Consider the following 16,976-nt stretch of genomic DNA (forward strand, 5'->3'; position numbering starts at 1 on the left):
GACATGCCAACGCGCTTGTAAGAACCTGGACGCAAGCGCGTCTCGATGCGGGGCTCCCGGATGAGGTTGAAACAGCTCTCGAGATAGGAGCGGTGCCCAGTCTTTGGGACGGCTTCCTCATCGGCGCGGTCTTCGAATTGATGAAGGCGCTCCCCCATGTTGCGATCCGAGCGTCACTGGCCACGTCTGACGTCCTGGCGCAACAACTTGACGAGGGAAGTCTTGACCTCGCGGTCATATATCAACCACGAAATACGACGGGATTGACGGTCTTTCAGCTTTTCGAGGACGAGTTTGTACTCGTCAGCAGCAACCCCGATCCCCTGGCAGACCCGCTCGACGAAAATTATGTCCTGATAGATTGGGGACCGGAGTTTCGCGCCGACCACCTTCTAAATCTTCCGCACCTTGCAGCTCCGGCACTGCAGCTCGGCATTGGCACATTAGGGTTGCAGTACGTTAGAGCCGTACCGGCGGCTGGATATTTTCCAAGGAGGGTGATCGCGCCAGAACTGCGAGCAGGATGGTTACGCTTTATCGACGATGCGCCTCGGTTTGCCTACTCGGCCTACGCGGTAATTGGTGATGAGAGCAAAGATAGCTACGCGGGTCAGGCTGCGCGTTTCCTCCGCACATTCTCCAAGCAGAAATTTGGGGCAACGGGCGGTGCTTGATTGACGAGGCGGAGCTTGGGCGGCTCACCAAACTCCCCTCTTACTTGCCTCGCGTTTAAAGCATCGGCGGCTATGTGCCAAAAGCGGACACGAGGGGTACACTAGGACTCACAGTCCGAACCAAGAGGAGAGATGCGACGACCCTAGCCATCAAGGCTGCTCAGCTGCCGGGGTTATCGGCCTTGGCGACCTACGCTCAACTACTTGGCTTGTTACGTTTGGCTTCTACATGACAATCCGTACTTTGACTGCTTTGGGTCTCTTGTTAACGACACCCGCACTCAGTGAGGAGAGGCCCGCATTCGATTGCGCGAAGGCAAGAACTTCTGCTGAGAAGCTGATCTGCGAAGACGCAGATCTCGCCAAGCTGGATCGCCTGGTTGCGGACCGCTATGCGGCCGCCTTGGAGGCGATCAAAGCGCTAGATACCGGTTCTGCTGAGGCCGAGAACACGCTGCGCGCCAATCAGCGCGGTTGGATCAAGGGTCGGGACGACTGTTGGAAAGCAGCTGACCTTAGAGAATGTGTCGAGGCGGCTTATCTACGGCGCGAGGGTCATTTGGTGGCTCGTTGGATGCTGGAAAAGCCAACGGGCACCTCCTTTTGGGGATGCGGCGGCAACCCTGCCAATGAAGTCGTGACAGTCTTTTTTGATACCGTGCTTCCCAGCGTTCGTTTTGAGCGTGGTGACACAATTGACACGGGGTCACTGGTTCGGACTGCTTCAGGTTCGAAATACGAAGGGGGCTTCGGCCGATCTATCTGGATAAAGGGCGAAAGGGCTGCCTACCGGGAACCTGATCCCGACGGAGCCACTTACGACTGCACGCTTTCTCAAAAGCGGGGGCGACGATAATTGCCACAGCGCTCACTCTAGGATGTTCACTTTAAGGAGTAGAGCGGACATGGCTTGATCGGCCTGCGATCTACGCCAACGACCCTGAGCAGTCATTCTCACAGGTGCCGATCAGGCCCAGCCTTATTTCCACCGCAGACTAATGACTTCAATCATTGGCCCGGCGGGCATTTCGGAAGGCCAAAAGAATTTTACGAACTCTTCTCTTCTCTGCGCTAGCCATCGCTCTCCTTGCGGTGGGTCTTGTATTCGTCGCGCCGCACTTCATTTCTGCCGAAGACCTAAAAGACAAGGTGCTCGCGCAGGTCGAGAGGGCGACCGGTTATCGCTTTCGAATCGACGGTCCGGTCAATGTTTCGGTCTTTCCCTCCCTCGATCTGGTTGCCCGGGACGTAGGGATCGCGCGGCCGGACCAGGATGGCACGGCAGAATTCGCCCAAGTCGGGACATTGCGGTTTGGTCTGGTGCTTAGAAGCCTGCTCGCCGGCAACGTCCAGTTCACTGAGATCACTTTGCTCGATCCCATCCTTAAGCTTCCGCTACCCGAGACCGCTGAATCGCGTTCCGGCGAGGCGTCGGACGAAGGAGCGGCGAAGCGTCAACGCTTAAGCATCAATAAGCTGATCATTCACAACGGTACGGTAGTTTTGCCTCAAAGAGATGGCGAACCTGGCGATCAGATTACGACTCTAAACGCGGAAGCTGAATTACCGTCGGCCAATGGACCGCTCACGTTCAACGCCGTGGCCAAATATGATGGCGATGCAATCTCGATGAAAGGAAAGATCGGCAGCTTCGCTCATTTCATTGACGGGGGCCCAGTGCCGGCGAAGCTCGAGCTCGAAACGCCTGATCTGTCGGAAGTTGCTCACCTGACAGGTGTAGCGTCGTATAAACAAGGTGGCTTCACGCTCGCGCAGTTCACAGCTCGGTCCGGTCCGCACAAAGTCTCGGGCACCGCAACGTATAGCGACGATACTCTGAAATTCACTCAAGGAATATTCGACGACGTGCCCTTCTCCGGGACGGCTCGTCTATTTCGCGACACCCTGACGGTAGACGCAGAAGCTTCACCGGAGGGCAAGGCTGTAAGGTTGTCGGGATCAATCGACAGATTCGATTCGTTCGCCGCTGGCGGTGATGCACTCATCAAGCTCAATGTCATGGCACCAGATTATCTTGAAGACAAGATAAGCGTGCACGGCACCGTCGCTAACAAAGACGACGCCATTGCTTTTCCGGAGTTCACCGCCGTCTCCGGTGTGAACGTCATCTCCGGCGCCCTTGTCTATAAGGATGAAGTTCTGAGACTTTCTCAGGTCACTGCGAAGTTTGGGGATCAAACGGTAGCCGGCGATGCGACCTATCAAGACGACATTGTCGGTATTGATGTCACGGCCGACATCGACGGGAAGCCTGCCAGAGTGACGGGCTCGATAACGGGTTTGGAGAAGCTCATCGATGGTGGATCGGCGCCAATCAAGCTCGAAGTAGAGTCTCCAAACCATCTCTCAGACAAAGCCGTCGTGACGGGCGATGCTGCTTACAAGGATGATGTGCTCGTTCTCAATACATTTACCGTGCGGTCGGGCACGTACACGGTCACGGGTAATGCAGTCTACAAGGACGAAGTTCTCGTCCTTGACCCAGTGAAGGCGCAAACGTCTGGCCAAACAGTGTCCGGTGCGCTCAAGGTGACCCTTGGAGGCGAGGTTCCTGCCCTTGCGGGGACGCTCGTCGCGACGGGCGCGGTGAAATCGAAGAACGGCGGCGCACCAACACAGCGAGCCCCGGCAGTCGAAACGAAGTCGATACCTGTACCTTCCGAGGCTGCCCCCAATCGGCGCGCCCCATCTTCGCGAGGTGGGGTCGAGGTTGCCGTCGCTCCGCCTCCCTCACAGGAAGCGCAGTCCGGAAAGAAAGCTGCGGCTGCTGGATCTGGGAAAGCAGTGCCGAAAGTCGACGCCATTGGTTGGCGCTCCGAGAAACTAGGGCTGTCAGCACTAAACGACTTGAAGGCAGATCTAAGCCTGAAGATTGATCAATTCGCGTTCGAGAACATCCGGATTAACGCCGCTACCGTCAAGTTGAAGCTCGCCAATGGCAAGCTCACTGCCGAGACCAAGGATCTCAAAGCCTATGGTGGCGGAGGAACAATGACGCTCGGACTCGATGCGACCGGAGCGCATCGTCTTAGTTTTGTGGTCAATGGTCTCGACGCTCATTCGTTTCTCAGTGATATCGCCGAATTTCAGACTATCGAAGGAAAAGCAGCCATTGCGCTCAACCTCACGGCAAGCGGCAACAGCGAGCGTGCGTTAGTCTCTAGCCTCAATGGCACAGCGAAGTTCGAGTTTACAAACGGTGCCCTGATCGGACTGAGCGTGACTAACATGCTCCGCAATCTCACCACGGGCGTACTCACGGGGTGGCAGTACAAGCAGGATAGCAAGACTGTCTTCACGAAGTTCAGCTCCAACTTCGAGATCGCTAAGGGTCAAGCGCAGACGAGCGATTTGCGCCTGAACGGCCCGCTCATTTCAATTGGTGGCGCTGGCACGGTTGATATCCCAGCTCAGCGACTCAAGTTTCGCGTCAATCCGCTCATGCTTGCGAGTGTCGAAGGCCAGGCCGGCAAGAACAATATGCTTGGTTTCCCTGTTCCGATTGCGGTTACCGGTCCGTGGGCCAAGCCGTCGTTTTACCCTGACATCGTAGGTGTCCTGGATAATCCAGTCGCTGCCTATCAGAAGCTCAACCAACTCGGTGGCGGTCTTGTTGCTATGCCTGCCAGCATGCTCGGCGTCGACACCGGCGAGGGCGGACTCGTGGAGAAGAGTATTGCTGTGCCCGGCGCGGTCACAAAGGGCGTCGTTGGAGGAATCGGCCAGATGCTCGGTGTCAAGAAACGCCCAGATCCCGCAGCTCCGGATGCTGCAGTTCCGGCTCCCGCAACCGCCGACCGGCCCAGCAACAACGCCACAAACGCGCGCCAAACGCCACAGCAAGAGCCCAATGCCGACGGAGCACAGAAAAAGCCGGGGTCAAAGCGCCCGGCCAATCAGATCATCAAGGACATTTTTGGTCGGTAGAGGCGTGATCTAGACTTCAAGGGTGTGAACCCTGAGCGCCTACGGACTCCTGTGGTGGTGCTAAGTGGACCAGTGATCTGGTCCGCCTCTCGATCTGCTTTCTAATCGATACTCGGACGATCGGCAGGAACATGGGCGGCCACTGTAAGCAGCTGGCCTGAACTTTCCCGCGCGGATCCTTTCGCTCTATGCTCAATGCGAAGCGGCTGCCCATCGCTGCTTCATTTGTCCTGAACTCCCTGCCTCGACGGAAGCGTCGGGGCTTTTCTTTTTCTGCTATGCTTGGTGACGCTGAGGCAAGGAGAAGGGCAATGCGCTGCCTGGCTACGTGCATCGTAGTCGCTGTGATGTTGACCGGCGGAGCGGTTGCGGAACCGTTCGTTGATTGGGCTAGAGCTTACAAAGCGGGCGATTATGCGCTTGCGTTTCAAGCAGCGCGACCGTTGGCTGAGCGGGGCGATGCCCGTGCCCAACTAATTCTGGGCCTGATGTACGTCGAAGGGAAGGGCGTCTCGCAGGACAAGGCCGAAGCGGTGAAGTGGTTCCGCCTTGCTGCTGAGCAGGGCGATGCTAGAGCCCAGTACAACCTTGGCAATATGTACGCGGCAGGCAAGGGCGTGCCACAGGATTACGTTCAAGCGCGTCAGTGGCTTTATGTTTCTGCTGAGCAGGGCGATGTCGATGCCCAAGCCAGACTCGGCATACTTTATTTCCATGGCTATGACATGCCCTCGAACTACGTAGAGGCGATGAAGTGGTCCCGTCTGGCTGCCGACCGCGGCCACCGTACCGCCCAACTCTTGGTGGGCCTGATGCACGGCGAAGGTCTTGGCCTACCGCAGGACTACATTTCAGCACATATGTGGCTCGATCTTGCTGCTGGTGACGGTGGTCCATCTGGTGCCGCGAACTACCGTGATGCGATCGCTAAAAAAATGGCTCCCGAAGATATAGCCAAAGCGCAGAAGATGGCTCAGGAATGGAAGCGCAAATGATGCATTGCTAACACTGCGCCCGCGCGGAGAAGCACCAAGGGGCTTCCACATGACATCACGACGCTCCCCCACACATGGGCACGTCGAGCCAGTCCCTGGCGGCTTCAAAGTGCCGTCGCTCGTTTGCATCAGTGCGAGAAAAACAATGCAGCAGATCGACTCGGCAGGCCCCTAGACCCGTTCAATCGCAGTCGCGTTCATTAATGATCGTAGAGCCGTGAGCTATGTTGGGAGTGATGCGGCGCTGAAGTCTGCTTAGGGATGTAGGGCACTCGCCCAAATCGAAGGAATTCGACCAGGCATGACCACTCCGGAAGAACTCTACCAACGCGCAGGCATACTATTGTCTGATGTGCCCAACTTTCAAAGGCAGGGGGCGCTGAGTGATTTGGAGGACCAATGGCTGGCTGCAGCAATTGCCGTTATCGAGAGCGCCTCCGAGATTGTCCCCATGCCGGATGTTTTGGAGATCTTTGACGCAAAGTATGCAGCGAAATTAGTCGTTTCACAGACCGCAAACGCCTACTTACGAGCGGCGAACGCAAGAGCCCTTGTGTCTCTCCTGCGTCGTGTTCTCGGCCGACTTGAGCTCCAAGTCCAGACAGAGGTGGTTGGTGCCTATGTGCCAGCAGGAGATATTGACGAAGCATACAGAGCCGTTGGTGACGTACTGAAGACTGCATCAAAGGACGTGCTTCTGGTCGATCCGTTTGCGGACGAGAAAATTGTCAACGCGTATGCACAGCAAGCCCCTCTTCATATTACTATTCGGATCTTGACTGACCCCGACAGGCATAAAGCAACGCTCAAGGGCGCGCGCGAACAATAGTCCCAAAAACACGGTGATCAGCGCCCGCTTCTCGTGAGGTTGGCTAGAGCACCGTTGCACGATCGGTTGATAATTTTAGATGGCGAGCGTGCCTGGTTTGTTACGCAGTCCTTTAAGGACCTCGCCGCGACCCATCCTGCCACGATCATCAGCACGCCCACCGAAATTGCGGACCTAAAGATAAAAGCCTATCAGGACATCTGGGCAGATGCTTTTGCTATGGCATAGCAGTTCGGATTGATCCAACGGTCTGTCGATCAAATGCCCGACGTGTGATTGTTGCTTTCGACCTAGTCACTACCACGATCTATGGGCTGAGGCCTGTTTTGGGTCCTTAGCATATTGCAGGTAAAAACTGCTTGCTCCATGCTTTCCGAAAAGACGACTCAGCTTAGTCACGTCACACGCCTCCATGGCGGCCAGAGATTCAATCCATGAAGCAACCCACCTCTCGCGAGAAGAGTATCGATAGCCGTCTAATCGGATGGCGTGAGTATGTTGCTCTTCCAGAACTAGGCATCGAGTCGATGCGGGCTAAGATTGATACAGGCGCCCGCACATCGGCGTTGAACACTGACAATATGGAGCGCTTTGAGCGTAACGGAGATATCTGGGTCAGCTTCACGTTACCAGCAGCAGGCCCAAGATCGACGGTGCGTTACGAGGCAAGGCTCGCGGATACCCGCAAGATCAAGAACACCGGAGGAATCCCCGAAACTCGACCTATAATCGAAACGTTATTCGTCCTTGGCAATCGAGCTTGGGTGATTGAGATTTCTCTCGCTGATCGAGAGAATATGAAGTTCGACATGATTGTTGGGCGAACAGCACTGCGCAAGAAGCGACTGATCGTAAACCCAGGTCGCTCGTTTCTCGCGGGGCAGCCCGTTGGACCGTCAGCGGTGACGTAGCGTCAAAGGTGAAACTGACGCGTTGGCGTCTGGCGCTGATCGTTCTCGCTATTTTGGAGTTGCTACAATGAAGATCGCGATGTTGGCCCGAAATGCTCAGCTCTACTCGCATAAGCGCCTCAAGGAAGCCGCTGAGGCACGAGGCCACGAGCTGAACATAATCAACACTTTGCAGTGCTATATGAACATCGCGTCACGGCGCCCTGAGATCTACTACAATAGCGAGAAACTGCCCGTCTATGACGCTGTCATTCCTCGCATTGGAGCATCAATTACCTTTTACGGCCTGGCTGTGTTGCGTCAGTTTGAAATGATGGGCGTGTATCCTCTCAATGAGTCAGTCGCCATCGGCCGCTCACGCGACAAATTACGATCGATGCAGATTCTGGCCCGCGAGGGTATCGGCTTGCCCGTAACGACTTTTGCGCACGATCCAAAGCAAACCGAAGAAGTTGTCCGCCTTGCCGGAGGCGCACCGCTTGTAGTCAAGCTCTTGGAGGGAACACAAGGTATCGGCGTTGTGCTCGCGGATACGAATCGGTCCGCAAAATCGGTCATTGAAGCCTTCCGTGGTGCCAACGTAAATATCCTCGTACAGGAGTTCATTAAGGAGGCAGGCGGGAGCGACATCCGCGTCCTCGTGATCGGGGGCAAAGTCGTCGCGGCGATGAAACGCACGGGCGCCGAAGGCGAGTTCAGATCAAACTTGCACCGAGGGGGTTCCGCTCAAACAGTTAAGATATCACCCGAGGAGCGGTCGACTGCGGTTCGTGCAGCAAGGGCACTTGGCTTGAATGTTTGCGGTGTTGATATGCTTCGAGCGAACCACGGCGCAGTGATCATGGAAGTGAATTCCTCTCCAGGGCTCGAAGGTGTTGAAAAGGCCACTGGCATTGATATTGCTGGAAGGGTGATCGAATTTCTCGAAAAAGAGGCAAGGCCCGGGAAGACACGAACCCGCGGCAAAGGTTAACGGTGACGCACGACGCCTTCGAGATCGGCGGCTTTAGCATTCCGCCAAACTCGCGCCAGACTGTTGATTTGCCGGTCAGCGTTCTGTCAGATCATACGCCTGTAAACATGTCAGTGCATGTCGTTCACGGTCGCGAACCTGGACCCACCTTATTCGTGAGCGCTGCTATCCACGGCGACGAAGTGATGGGTGTAGAGGTCGTGCGTCGGTTGTTGCGCGTGCCGAGCATCAACACCATGAAAGGAACGATGTTGGCGGTACCTATCGTCAACAGTTACGGCTTTCTCAGTCATTCGCGCTACCTACCCGATCGTCGCGATCTGAACCGCTCATTCCCGGGAGATGCAGTCGGCTCCCTGGCCGCACGGCTTGCGCATAAATTCATGACGGAGATTGTCGCGCGTTCCGACGTGGGTATCGATTTGCATTCCGCCGCCATCCACCGCACCAATCTCCCACAAGTTCGTGTTTCTCCAAGTAAGCCAGAGACGTTTGCGCTTGCTGAGGTATTCGGCGCACCCATTGTCATGACGTCTGGGCTTCGAGACGGGTCCCTGCGTCAGGCCGCCCAGCAGCATGATGTGGATGTGCTGCTGTTCGAGGCCGGCGAGGGTCTTAGATTTGACGAGGTGGCTGTGCGAACAGGGGTCGTGGGAATACTGCGCGTTATGCGTCATTTGGGGATGGTGAAGGCAAAGGGGATCGCCAAGCCTAAAGTCGCACCAATGCGCTCATCTTCGAGCTTCTGGCTTCGAGCACCAGTTGGAGGCCTATTGCGTACGCTAAAGAAAATTGGGACGCAGGTGGAGGGCGGAGAGGTGCTTGGCCTGGTATCCGATCCTTTTGGAGATTTTGAAAGCGAAGTCGTAGCCGACGAGCCCGGTCTCTTGGTTGGCCGGACAAATCTGCCTGTCGTGAACGAAGGCGACGGGCTTTTTCATATCGCTAGGATCCGCCCGCATGATGATCCGGCGGCAACAATCGACCGATTGGCCGGGCAACTGGAAGGGGACCCTCTGTTCGACGAGGACGAGATCATTTGACCGTGCCCAGCGACTAACTCTGCTGCACCCGCAAAAGGCTCTGGGAATCTAGTGGGTCCTGATGAGTCGTGACCGGCGGAGCTTCTGCGCTGATCGAATGCCAGCCGAAGCCACCGCGATTTGGAGAATTTTTTTGCTCCTCTGCCGCAATTAGGCTCTCAAAAGATACCGAGTTAGCTCCGGGTTAGTCCCGCATTTGCCGCCATCGACTCCTAAGTGTTTTCTAGGCCGGTCTCCGGTCGTCTTTTCGAGGAAACGAACCCATGAGGACTCTGCTTACACTGTCTACCGTACTAGCCTTTGCGGGGGCTGCGTCGGTTGTCATTGCCCAAGAGGATTGCCCATCAGGCACGCACTGGGACTCGGAACTGCAGACCTGCATTCCCAGCGAGGCCTAATCGGTCGCTCCGTCGCCACCAAACAGCCGGGATAGCCTGGGCATTGCGCCGCTCTCGCCCCGGCATCTTCATGCCCACTCTGAAGTGAGTTCGCGAACGCTGAGGCGGATGTGTTTTTTGTTCCTCTTACACATCCGGCCGTTGGCGGTCAGCCCGGCCTGTAGGGGCACGCGGGCCGGGCTGAATCTTGTTGTGAGCGGAGTGAGCCTGATAACGCGTTGGTTTGATCGGTCGACGATATTGTAACGGTCGTTTTTGGCTTTGTTTGCCACATAGTAATTCAGAGGGAACAGATGCTGCTGATGATGAAGTTCTCAATCCCAGTCGAAAGCGGCAACTTAGCTGCTCGTAGTGGACGTATGGAGAAAGCAATCGAGAGTGTCGTAAACGCGACAAACGCCGAAGCCGCCTACTTCACCATGATCGATGGTGAGCGTGGCGGATACATCTTTTTTGAGGAGGCGGACCAGGCACAATTGACCCACGTTACCGAGGCGCTGATGAGTGCTCTTGAGGCAGCTGTCGAGATTGTGCCGGCGCTATCGTTGGAAGACTTGAAGCACGGACTACCGAACTAGGCGGCAAGGTAACTTATGGAAGATATACGCTTGCTCCTAACAGCGCTGCCGCCAATGGATATCGCAAACGAATGGACCAAACGTTTAACGAAGACGATCTACACTAGCGAACAGAACTTCATAGAAGAGCTGCTGACAGTCTCCGGACCGGGCAACCTCTCAAGGAGAAATCCTCATGATCCAATTGTCAGATTGGATAGAGCAATGGGGTGCGGTTACTAACGACCTGTCTCAGGCGTTTATACTCTATGTGCCGCATCTTGTGGGTGCGATCGTCGTGCTCTTCCTGGGTTGGGCTGTCGCTCGCCTTGGTCAAATCATTGTAACTCGACTGGCGGGCACACTAAATCGTGTGTTCGGCCGACTTTTCGCAAAGAACCAGCGCATTCGCATTAGGTTGACGGATGGCGCAATCAACGTCGTCGGCGGCGTGGTCTTCTGGGTAATTATCGTTTTGGCGCTGACGGCGGCTGCCAAGATTGCCAAGCTTGATGTGTTCGCGCAGTGGCTGGACCGGATGCTCGCCTATCTACCAAGCTTGCTCGCCGGCGGACTGATTGCATTCATCGGATATCTGGCAGCCAAGTTCATACGTGACATTGTTACAGTGACGTTCTCGATGATGGGAACGGAGCGAGCGCAAATACTGGGTATCGTTGCTCAGTCTGCAACATTCCTCGTGGCCATTGTCGTTGGATTGGATCAGGCTGGGATCGACGTTGGCTTTATTATTACGTTGGTCGGTATTCTTGTCGCTGCTATAGCCGCTAGCTTTGCCTTAGCGTTTGCCCTGGGGTCTCAAACGTTTGTTGCCAATCTGATCGGCGTATATCAGATGCAAAACTATCTTCGGCCGGGACAAGAGGTAAGACTCGATGACGTGCAAGGTGAGATCCTGGACCTCTCCACGACGAGTGTTGTTCTGGCAACAGAAAAAGGGCGAGTGCTACTGCCTGGGCGACGTTTGAGCGAGGAAACTCTCACGCTACTCACACCTGATCGCGACGATGACCAGCAACGCGACTGACCTAGCATTGTCTTTCGCTCGAACGTTGCCGCGCGAGGCTTCGCGCGTGCTTGACTCTTTGGGCGAGTCAGACGTTGCTGCCTTCATCGTTACCGTACCTGCTGACGTTGCAGGTGACATCCTGCGAAACATGTTGCGCTGGCGCGCAGCAGCATGTCTGGAATGTCTCCCATCGGACAAAACAGCAACCATTGTGGGATCGATGGACTTTTACGATGCAGTGGACATCCTTCGACAAATCCCGAGTTCAGAACGAAGCTCGATACTGACTGAACTTCCTCGCGGCCTTGCCAGAAGTATAAAGACGGCATTGCGGTATCCGGATGGAACGGTTGGCGCACTTATGAATCCGGCATTACCGATGTTCCCGCATGATGCAACCGTCAAAGAGGCGATCAGTCAGGTAAGGAACTGGCGAACCAACATCGGTCACGTCTTTCTCTATCGAGACGAAAAGCGATTCCATGCAGCAGTGCCCGTATCCGCGTTGGTTAAGGTCCGAAGCGGAACAAGCCTAATATCGATCGCTGAAAATGACGTAGCGCCCGTATTTAGCCATGCGGATGTTCGGTCCGTTTCACAAGAAGCTGATTGGGACAACTATCCCGTACGCCCTGTTGTGAGTGCCAGCAGGAGACTTCTTGGCGGTCTATCTCGTAGCGTGGTGCGGCTTCACCAGCAACATCCCTCCGCATGGCGTTCGCAAATTGGGCCAACAACATTGGCAGGCAATGTGTTCACCGCCTACGTCCAAAGCTGCAACACGCTTCTCGCTCTGATGGCAGGATTGCTTGGCAACGGATCAGCGGCCGCCGGGACGGAAAGAAGACATGATCGGAAACGCTGACCTTGCCGTAGATGCCCTGAATCGACGGTTTGTCGCGGACCATCCATCAGATGCGTCATTTCATCTGGAGACGATGCCCACCGATGAAGCGGCCGGGCTACTCATCGGACAGTCTGTAAGGACAATTCTGCCCGTTTGGCGTCTGCTTGCGCCGAACGCGGCCGCTGCCATTCTGGGGGTACTTCCGATACAGCAGGCAGTAGATATTCTCGTTGCTTTGTCGCCAAATGAGGCCCTGCAACTCCTGGGGCTTCTTGAAGAAGACAAGCGTGAAGAACTCGTTGGCCACTTGCCCTCTTCAGTTGCGCAGGAGCTTCGTGACTTGATGATTTATCCTGCTGATACAGCAGGGCGCATCATGGACACACGCTTCATGGCGTTCCGCGCATCGACAAGGGCGCGCGAGGCTCTGAGGGCCATGCGCAAGGCGCGAATTCCGATGCCCCATAGCTTGTTTCTGCTGGATGCCAACAACCACCTCGAGGGCGAGGTGACAATGGCTCGTTTGGCCCTCGCCGAAACCAACGCCACCCTCGGCAGTCTCGCCCGACCGGCGCCAGCCAGGATCGATCCTATGGCACCGCAGTCCGAGGTGGCCGAACTGCTTGAGCGATACAAGCTTCTGAATCTCCCCGTCACAACGGTCGACGGCATGCTCGTGGGAGTCATTCGCCAGAAGGCCCTTATCGATACGATGCAGGCAAGCGCTTTGTCAGACATGCAGGCGATGGTCGGCGCCAGTCGAGAGGAGCGCGCGCTGTCCAGTCCGTTCTTTACGGTTCGGAAGCGCATGCCATGGCTGCAAGTAAATCTCCTTACTGCCTTCTTGGCTGCGGGGGTTGTGGGCCTGTTTGAAAGTACCATCGCACAATTTACTGCTCTTGCCGTGCTTCTTCCTGTCGTCGCAGGCGAGTCAGGCAACGCCGGTGCACAAGCGTTGGCAGTTACAATGCGCGGCTTGGCGTTGCGCGAGATATCGACACGAGATTGGTCGAGGGTCGTCACGAAAGAAGTCGCTGCCGGCTTTATGAACGGCGTTGCCATTGCTGTAACTTGTGGCATTGGCGTCTACTTATGGAGTGGGTCCGCAGGACTTGTGATTGTTATTGTCGTGTCGATGATACTGGCAATGGTTATGGCTGGCTTCGCCGGCGCCCTTGTTCCCATCATTTTAACAAAGCTCGGGCAGGATCCCGCCCAGTCGTCGTCAATCGTGCTTACCACAATCACCGATGTAGCCGGCTTTATGTCCTTCTTAGGAATCGCAACGCTGCTCTCAGGAATGCTGTGACCTTTGCATAGGTATCAGCCCGGGCGGGGGTCCAATATGCCTGTTAGTATTTCGCTCGAGACCGCTGCGGACGCCGCCGAGTTTCAGCTGGCACCCACAAAGAGCGGCTTAGATCTCCTGTGACTGCAGCATCCAGAGATGCTTCTCGAGTCTTCCCGCAATGCCGATAAGCAGATCTTCACTGACCGGATCGTGAGATGCGACCGAGCCGATGCCTTCTCTAATCCCATCCACTGTGGAAGAAAGCCGATCGGAATAGATCGTCACGGTTGCGCTGGCAGTTTGGAGTCCCTCCGGAAAGGATTTCAATCGCGTGTGCTCACCGACAATTTTTGCGCGACCGTCGGGGGATACCCCGAGGGTTGCGATACGTTCCGCGACGTCGTCGGAAGCCTCACGAACAGATGCAATGATTTCGTCAAGCTCTAGATGCACGCTGCGAAACTGAGTGCCGACGACATTCCAGTGAGCTTGCTTTCCTTGCAGAGCGAGATCGATCAGGTCATAGAGGCAAGTCTGAAGGACCGCAACCGTGGCGTCACGATGATCCGTATGCAGAATTTCGCGTTTGAGTTCGAGCATCTTTTATCCCTTTCCAAGGTTGGCCATCTACTAACTTGATGGTGAAAAAGCGGTTGAGGTTGCTGACGCGATTGGCTTGGTCAGCCGCCACTTATGAATGGGGAGTTAGCAGCAGAGCTTGGACGTCATCCAGGCTGCTCTGCCACACCGACGCGAAACACCGTTGAGATTCAGGCATCTTCGTCGCCGGAAGCGATGTGGTTCGGCTAGAAATAGGCAACTAGCCCCAATCCTGCCAAGCCGATCAGTACCAAGCTGACAGCAAGGACCCGGATGAGGCCGACGCGTTCGCCTTGCCGTGCGTTAGTTCCGTGTACGACTCTAGAGTTATTTCTCATGATAGGTACTCCTTTCGGCAAACGACGACGGGCCTTCTACCTTGTTACCGCGCTGAAGCAATTCAACGCCGCTCACGGAGCCGTGAGGGTAGTTGATCAAGTCCCCAAGATGGACCTCGCCGCATAAAACTTTTGCCCAGGAAGGGACAGGTTGTCCGCACTCGTGCCCTCGGAATACTCCGCCGATGTTGACACAGATGTCGGATCAGTACCGCGCAAAGTCGCTGAACGACTAAGCCGGTGATCCGAGCTACTGAGGCGTTCGTTCCGTTGACCAGCTATCTAGCTGCACCGACGCGTATTCGGCGTCCGTGCACCAGATGTACGCGAGAATAATCTGGCCAAATCTTGGAGGCTCCGATGATTCAGTTCATGAAACGGCTTGTCAGAGCCTGTCGATTCACGGGAGAGGCATCGCCGAAGCCCATACGCAGAAAATCTCTCATTTTTCGAGAGGGGCGGGCAGTGCCCACCCGCGACTACGACACTGCGGAGCATCGGCGTCACCATCATTACTACGAGGATCTTTTAACCTAACCACGCTCGGGATGTCTGCCGTTTCCGCATATAGCAATTACTTCAAAACTGAACGAGCAATTCGTTAGATAAAATATAAGTTGTATACAGAATAACGAGTGCCTGCGCGTCTGATAGTTTTTTTCTATCGTCATTGTATTGTCATCGTCGACCCCTTGAAGTTTCTGCTCAGCGTGTTAGCTCTCAAGGGATGAACGCCATCGCTGATCTGAAGAGGCTGGTTCGAGATCGATACCTCGAGCTCGCAGTACGTGAGGTGCCAGCGCGGGATGCGCGGCACATTAGGCGTTACCCGTCGCGTTGATAAAACGCGTCGAACCGGTGCCTGCTTTCGCAAGCAGCGCTGCACGGTAATGCCGTAGGCGTTTGGTACGACCCGCCATCTGCGAGTTGCCGTTAACGGCGCACGTGGGAATAGTAGCGGTTCGTGATCCGATACACGTGAAGAAAGGAGTAGTCTCTATGAGACTCGCAACACTGGCGACAACTGCGCTCTTATTCACGACGGGCCTCACGCTTGCTGAGGGCCGCGCTGTTGGTCCAACTTAGGCAGAGATTGAGCCGCCTTCGAGTTGCCCGTCTGCAGTACGCACCATGCTCGTGCGAAAGCAGTTGGAAAAATCCAAGACGAAGCCCCACGCATCGCAACCTAAACTTTCGACGAGTTGATACGACTGTCGACAGCCAAATCTCATATCTCAGCTCAACTCTGAATATGAAGAAAAGGTGGAGTGCAGAGATGCCTGCACTTGCCGTCCAACTCCGGTAGTGGTCCGTCCGCCCAGAACCCAAAACACCAGAGCGGGGAGCCGCGACCGTTAGCTGCAGAAGTTGGTCAGCAGCGGCTTGCGGCTCAGCACAACGATCAAATCGTCTTTCGCAAAAACCGACAGTCTGATGGGGCCGATCTCTGAAGTAGAAAGAAAGGACAGATAGATGCATAGAGATGAAAAAACAGGCGAACCAGTATTGAACGCGACCGACTCCCGGCAAGCGAGCCGCGTTGGACTGATTTGGGTTCTGGCGGGATCGCTCGGCCTCGCACTCGTTGTTGCCATCGGATTAGCTGGATATTTTTAACTTTTGCGGCTGGCACACAGACTTGCGAGTGCGAGACGGTGGCCGCAAACGCCCATCGGGAAACCGCTAAATGGGATGCTGCCATTTCTGGGCAAGAGCGAACCGTCTGAGCACCATAGGACTATTCTGCCAGATATGAGCCACCACGGCTCATCTCGGAAGTAACTGTTCCGTCAATTCGAGGTGACGCAAAACAGCAAGGAGCACGCGTCCACTGCGGACTCCGAGATGCCGTGGATAGCCTCCAACAAGTGTTGAACTCAAAGAACCTCTCTGGGCCGCCGTGAGGAGAATGCAAATGAACCATCTCGACGCAAAGTTCACCAAGAGGAGTAGAGCGTGGAGCGGAGTCGTTGCGGGCTTTGTCTTTTTAGCGCTGATGATAACAACGTCCAGCGTTCATGCGCAGGTCGTTTCGGCTTCGGCGCGCTATGACCTAGGAACCCTTTGGGTTTACGGAGCCACCGCCAAGCCGAGACAATACGTGCAGCTTAACCGCTTTCGCATCAAGCAGAGCAATCAGCAAGGCGGATTCCTGTTTAAGCAGACTCGTTTACCAAGGTCGTGCTTTGTACGCCTGCGTTCCGCGGGCAAAGTGCGCAAAGTACCCATAAGAAATTGTCCGCTTCGAAACTGACAGGGCCTCATCAAAAATGTGGACAACGAGAACGCCTCGAAGCCGTAGGGAAACGCTCGACTTTGATATTTGTCCAGAGGTGTTCGTCGTCATCGTAGGTGGGCACAACTATTAGAAGTTCCCCTGTTACTTGACCCTTTGCTTGTCTGCGAGCAGTTCGTGCACAAGCAAGTAAACCGACAAAAAAGGAGATATCATGCATCCGGGAACTGTCAGGTTCTATTACGAATCCAGAGGCTATGGTTACATTGCGCCGTCCTTCGGCGGCAATGACATTTTTATCCACGC

16 protein-coding genes are annotated in these 16,976 nt (G+C 55.4%); 14 read left to right on the top strand and 2 right to left on the bottom strand.

All coding sequences use genetic code 11. From position 1 onward, the window contains the following. The 14 genes from AC33YF_RS09395 to AC33YF_RS09460 form a co-directional block, all read left to right on the top strand. On the top strand, positions 1 to 674 hold a 674-nt coding region (locus AC33YF_RS09395), incomplete at its 5' end, for a LysR substrate-binding domain-containing protein (protein ID WP_491776945.1). 229 nt (positions 675 to 903) lie between these two features. Beyond that, complete coding sequence (locus AC33YF_RS09400; RefSeq protein WP_491776946.1) at positions 904 to 1,530, top strand: lysozyme inhibitor LprI family protein; 627 nt, start codon at positions 904 to 906, stop codon at positions 1,528 to 1,530. A gap of 155 nt (positions 1,531 to 1,685) precedes the next feature. Continuing rightward, the gene (locus tag AC33YF_RS09405) at positions 1,686 to 4,622 is read left to right on the top strand and encodes an AsmA family protein (protein WP_491776947.1); all 2,937 of its coding nucleotides are present in this window, start codon (positions 1,686 to 1,688) and stop codon (positions 4,620 to 4,622) included. Between the two features lie 311 nt (positions 4,623 to 4,933). Next, positions 4,934 to 5,617, top strand: a complete 684-nt coding sequence (locus tag AC33YF_RS09410) for a tetratricopeptide repeat protein (protein ID WP_491776948.1) — start codon at positions 4,934 to 4,936, stop codon at positions 5,615 to 5,617. 301 nt (positions 5,618 to 5,918) lie between these two features. Next, entirely contained in the window at positions 5,919 to 6,446 is a 528-nt protein-coding gene (locus tag AC33YF_RS09415; RefSeq protein WP_491776949.1) for a hypothetical protein, read from the top strand. Positions 6,447 to 6,500: 54 nt separating this feature from the next. Continuing rightward, positions 6,501 to 6,674: a hypothetical protein gene (locus AC33YF_RS09420; protein WP_491776950.1), complete on the top strand. Its 174-nt coding sequence runs from the start codon at positions 6,501 to 6,503 to the stop codon at positions 6,672 to 6,674. A gap of 206 nt (positions 6,675 to 6,880) precedes the next feature. Further along, the gene (locus AC33YF_RS09425) at positions 6,881 to 7,357 is read left to right on the top strand and encodes an ATP-dependent zinc protease family protein (RefSeq protein WP_491776951.1); all 477 of its coding nucleotides are present in this window, start codon (positions 6,881 to 6,883) and stop codon (positions 7,355 to 7,357) included. Between the two features lie 67 nt (positions 7,358 to 7,424). Next, complete coding sequence (rimK, locus tag AC33YF_RS09430) at positions 7,425 to 8,330, top strand: 30S ribosomal protein S6--L-glutamate ligase (protein ID WP_491776952.1); 906 nt, start codon at positions 7,425 to 7,427, stop codon at positions 8,328 to 8,330. 2 nt (positions 8,331 to 8,332) lie between these two features. Beyond that, positions 8,333 to 9,373: a succinylglutamate desuccinylase/aspartoacylase family protein gene (locus tag AC33YF_RS09435; protein WP_491776953.1), complete on the top strand. Its 1,041-nt coding sequence runs from the start codon at positions 8,333 to 8,335 to the stop codon at positions 9,371 to 9,373. Between the two features lie 263 nt (positions 9,374 to 9,636). Next, the gene (locus AC33YF_RS09440; protein WP_491776954.1) at positions 9,637 to 9,771 is read left to right on the top strand and encodes a carbohydrate-binding module family 14 protein; all 135 of its coding nucleotides are present in this window, start codon (positions 9,637 to 9,639) and stop codon (positions 9,769 to 9,771) included. 302 nt (positions 9,772 to 10,073) lie between these two features. After that, on the top strand, positions 10,074 to 10,349 hold the full coding sequence (locus AC33YF_RS09445; RefSeq protein ID WP_491776955.1) for a hypothetical protein: 276 nt from the start codon (positions 10,074 to 10,076) through the stop codon (positions 10,347 to 10,349). Positions 10,350 to 10,524: 175 nt separating this feature from the next. Next, positions 10,525 to 11,376, top strand: coding sequence for a mechanosensitive ion channel family protein (locus AC33YF_RS09450; protein WP_491776956.1), 852 nt, complete (start codon positions 10,525 to 10,527; stop codon positions 11,374 to 11,376). Next, entirely contained in the window at positions 11,357 to 12,223 is an 867-nt protein-coding gene (locus AC33YF_RS09455) for a magnesium transporter MgtE N-terminal domain-containing protein (RefSeq protein ID WP_491776957.1), read from the top strand. The genes AC33YF_RS09450 and AC33YF_RS09455 overlap by 20 nt, the downstream gene beginning before the upstream one ends. Beyond that, positions 12,207 to 13,514, top strand: a complete 1,308-nt coding sequence (locus AC33YF_RS09460) for a magnesium transporter (RefSeq protein WP_491776958.1) — start codon at positions 12,207 to 12,209, stop codon at positions 13,512 to 13,514. Before AC33YF_RS09455 ends, AC33YF_RS09460 begins: the two co-directional genes overlap by 17 nt. A gap of 108 nt (positions 13,515 to 13,622) precedes the next feature. Here the strand turns inward: AC33YF_RS09460 and AC33YF_RS09465 are convergent, their stop codons facing one another. Both AC33YF_RS09465 and AC33YF_RS09470 read right to left on the bottom strand, forming a co-directional pair. Continuing rightward, positions 13,623 to 14,096 carry a Dps family protein gene (locus AC33YF_RS09465; RefSeq protein WP_491776959.1) on the bottom strand — a complete coding sequence of 158 codons (474 nt, stop codon included), beginning with the start codon at positions 14,094 to 14,096 and terminating at the stop codon, positions 13,623 to 13,625. Positions 14,097 to 14,302: 206 nt separating this feature from the next. Next, positions 14,303 to 14,434 (bottom strand): hypothetical protein, encoded by a 132-nt coding sequence (locus tag AC33YF_RS09470; protein WP_491776960.1) that lies wholly within the window; start codon positions 14,432 to 14,434, stop codon positions 14,303 to 14,305. Positions 14,435 to 16,976: the final 2,542 nt, after the last annotated feature.

This window comes from Methyloceanibacter sp. (assembly GCF_058506495.1).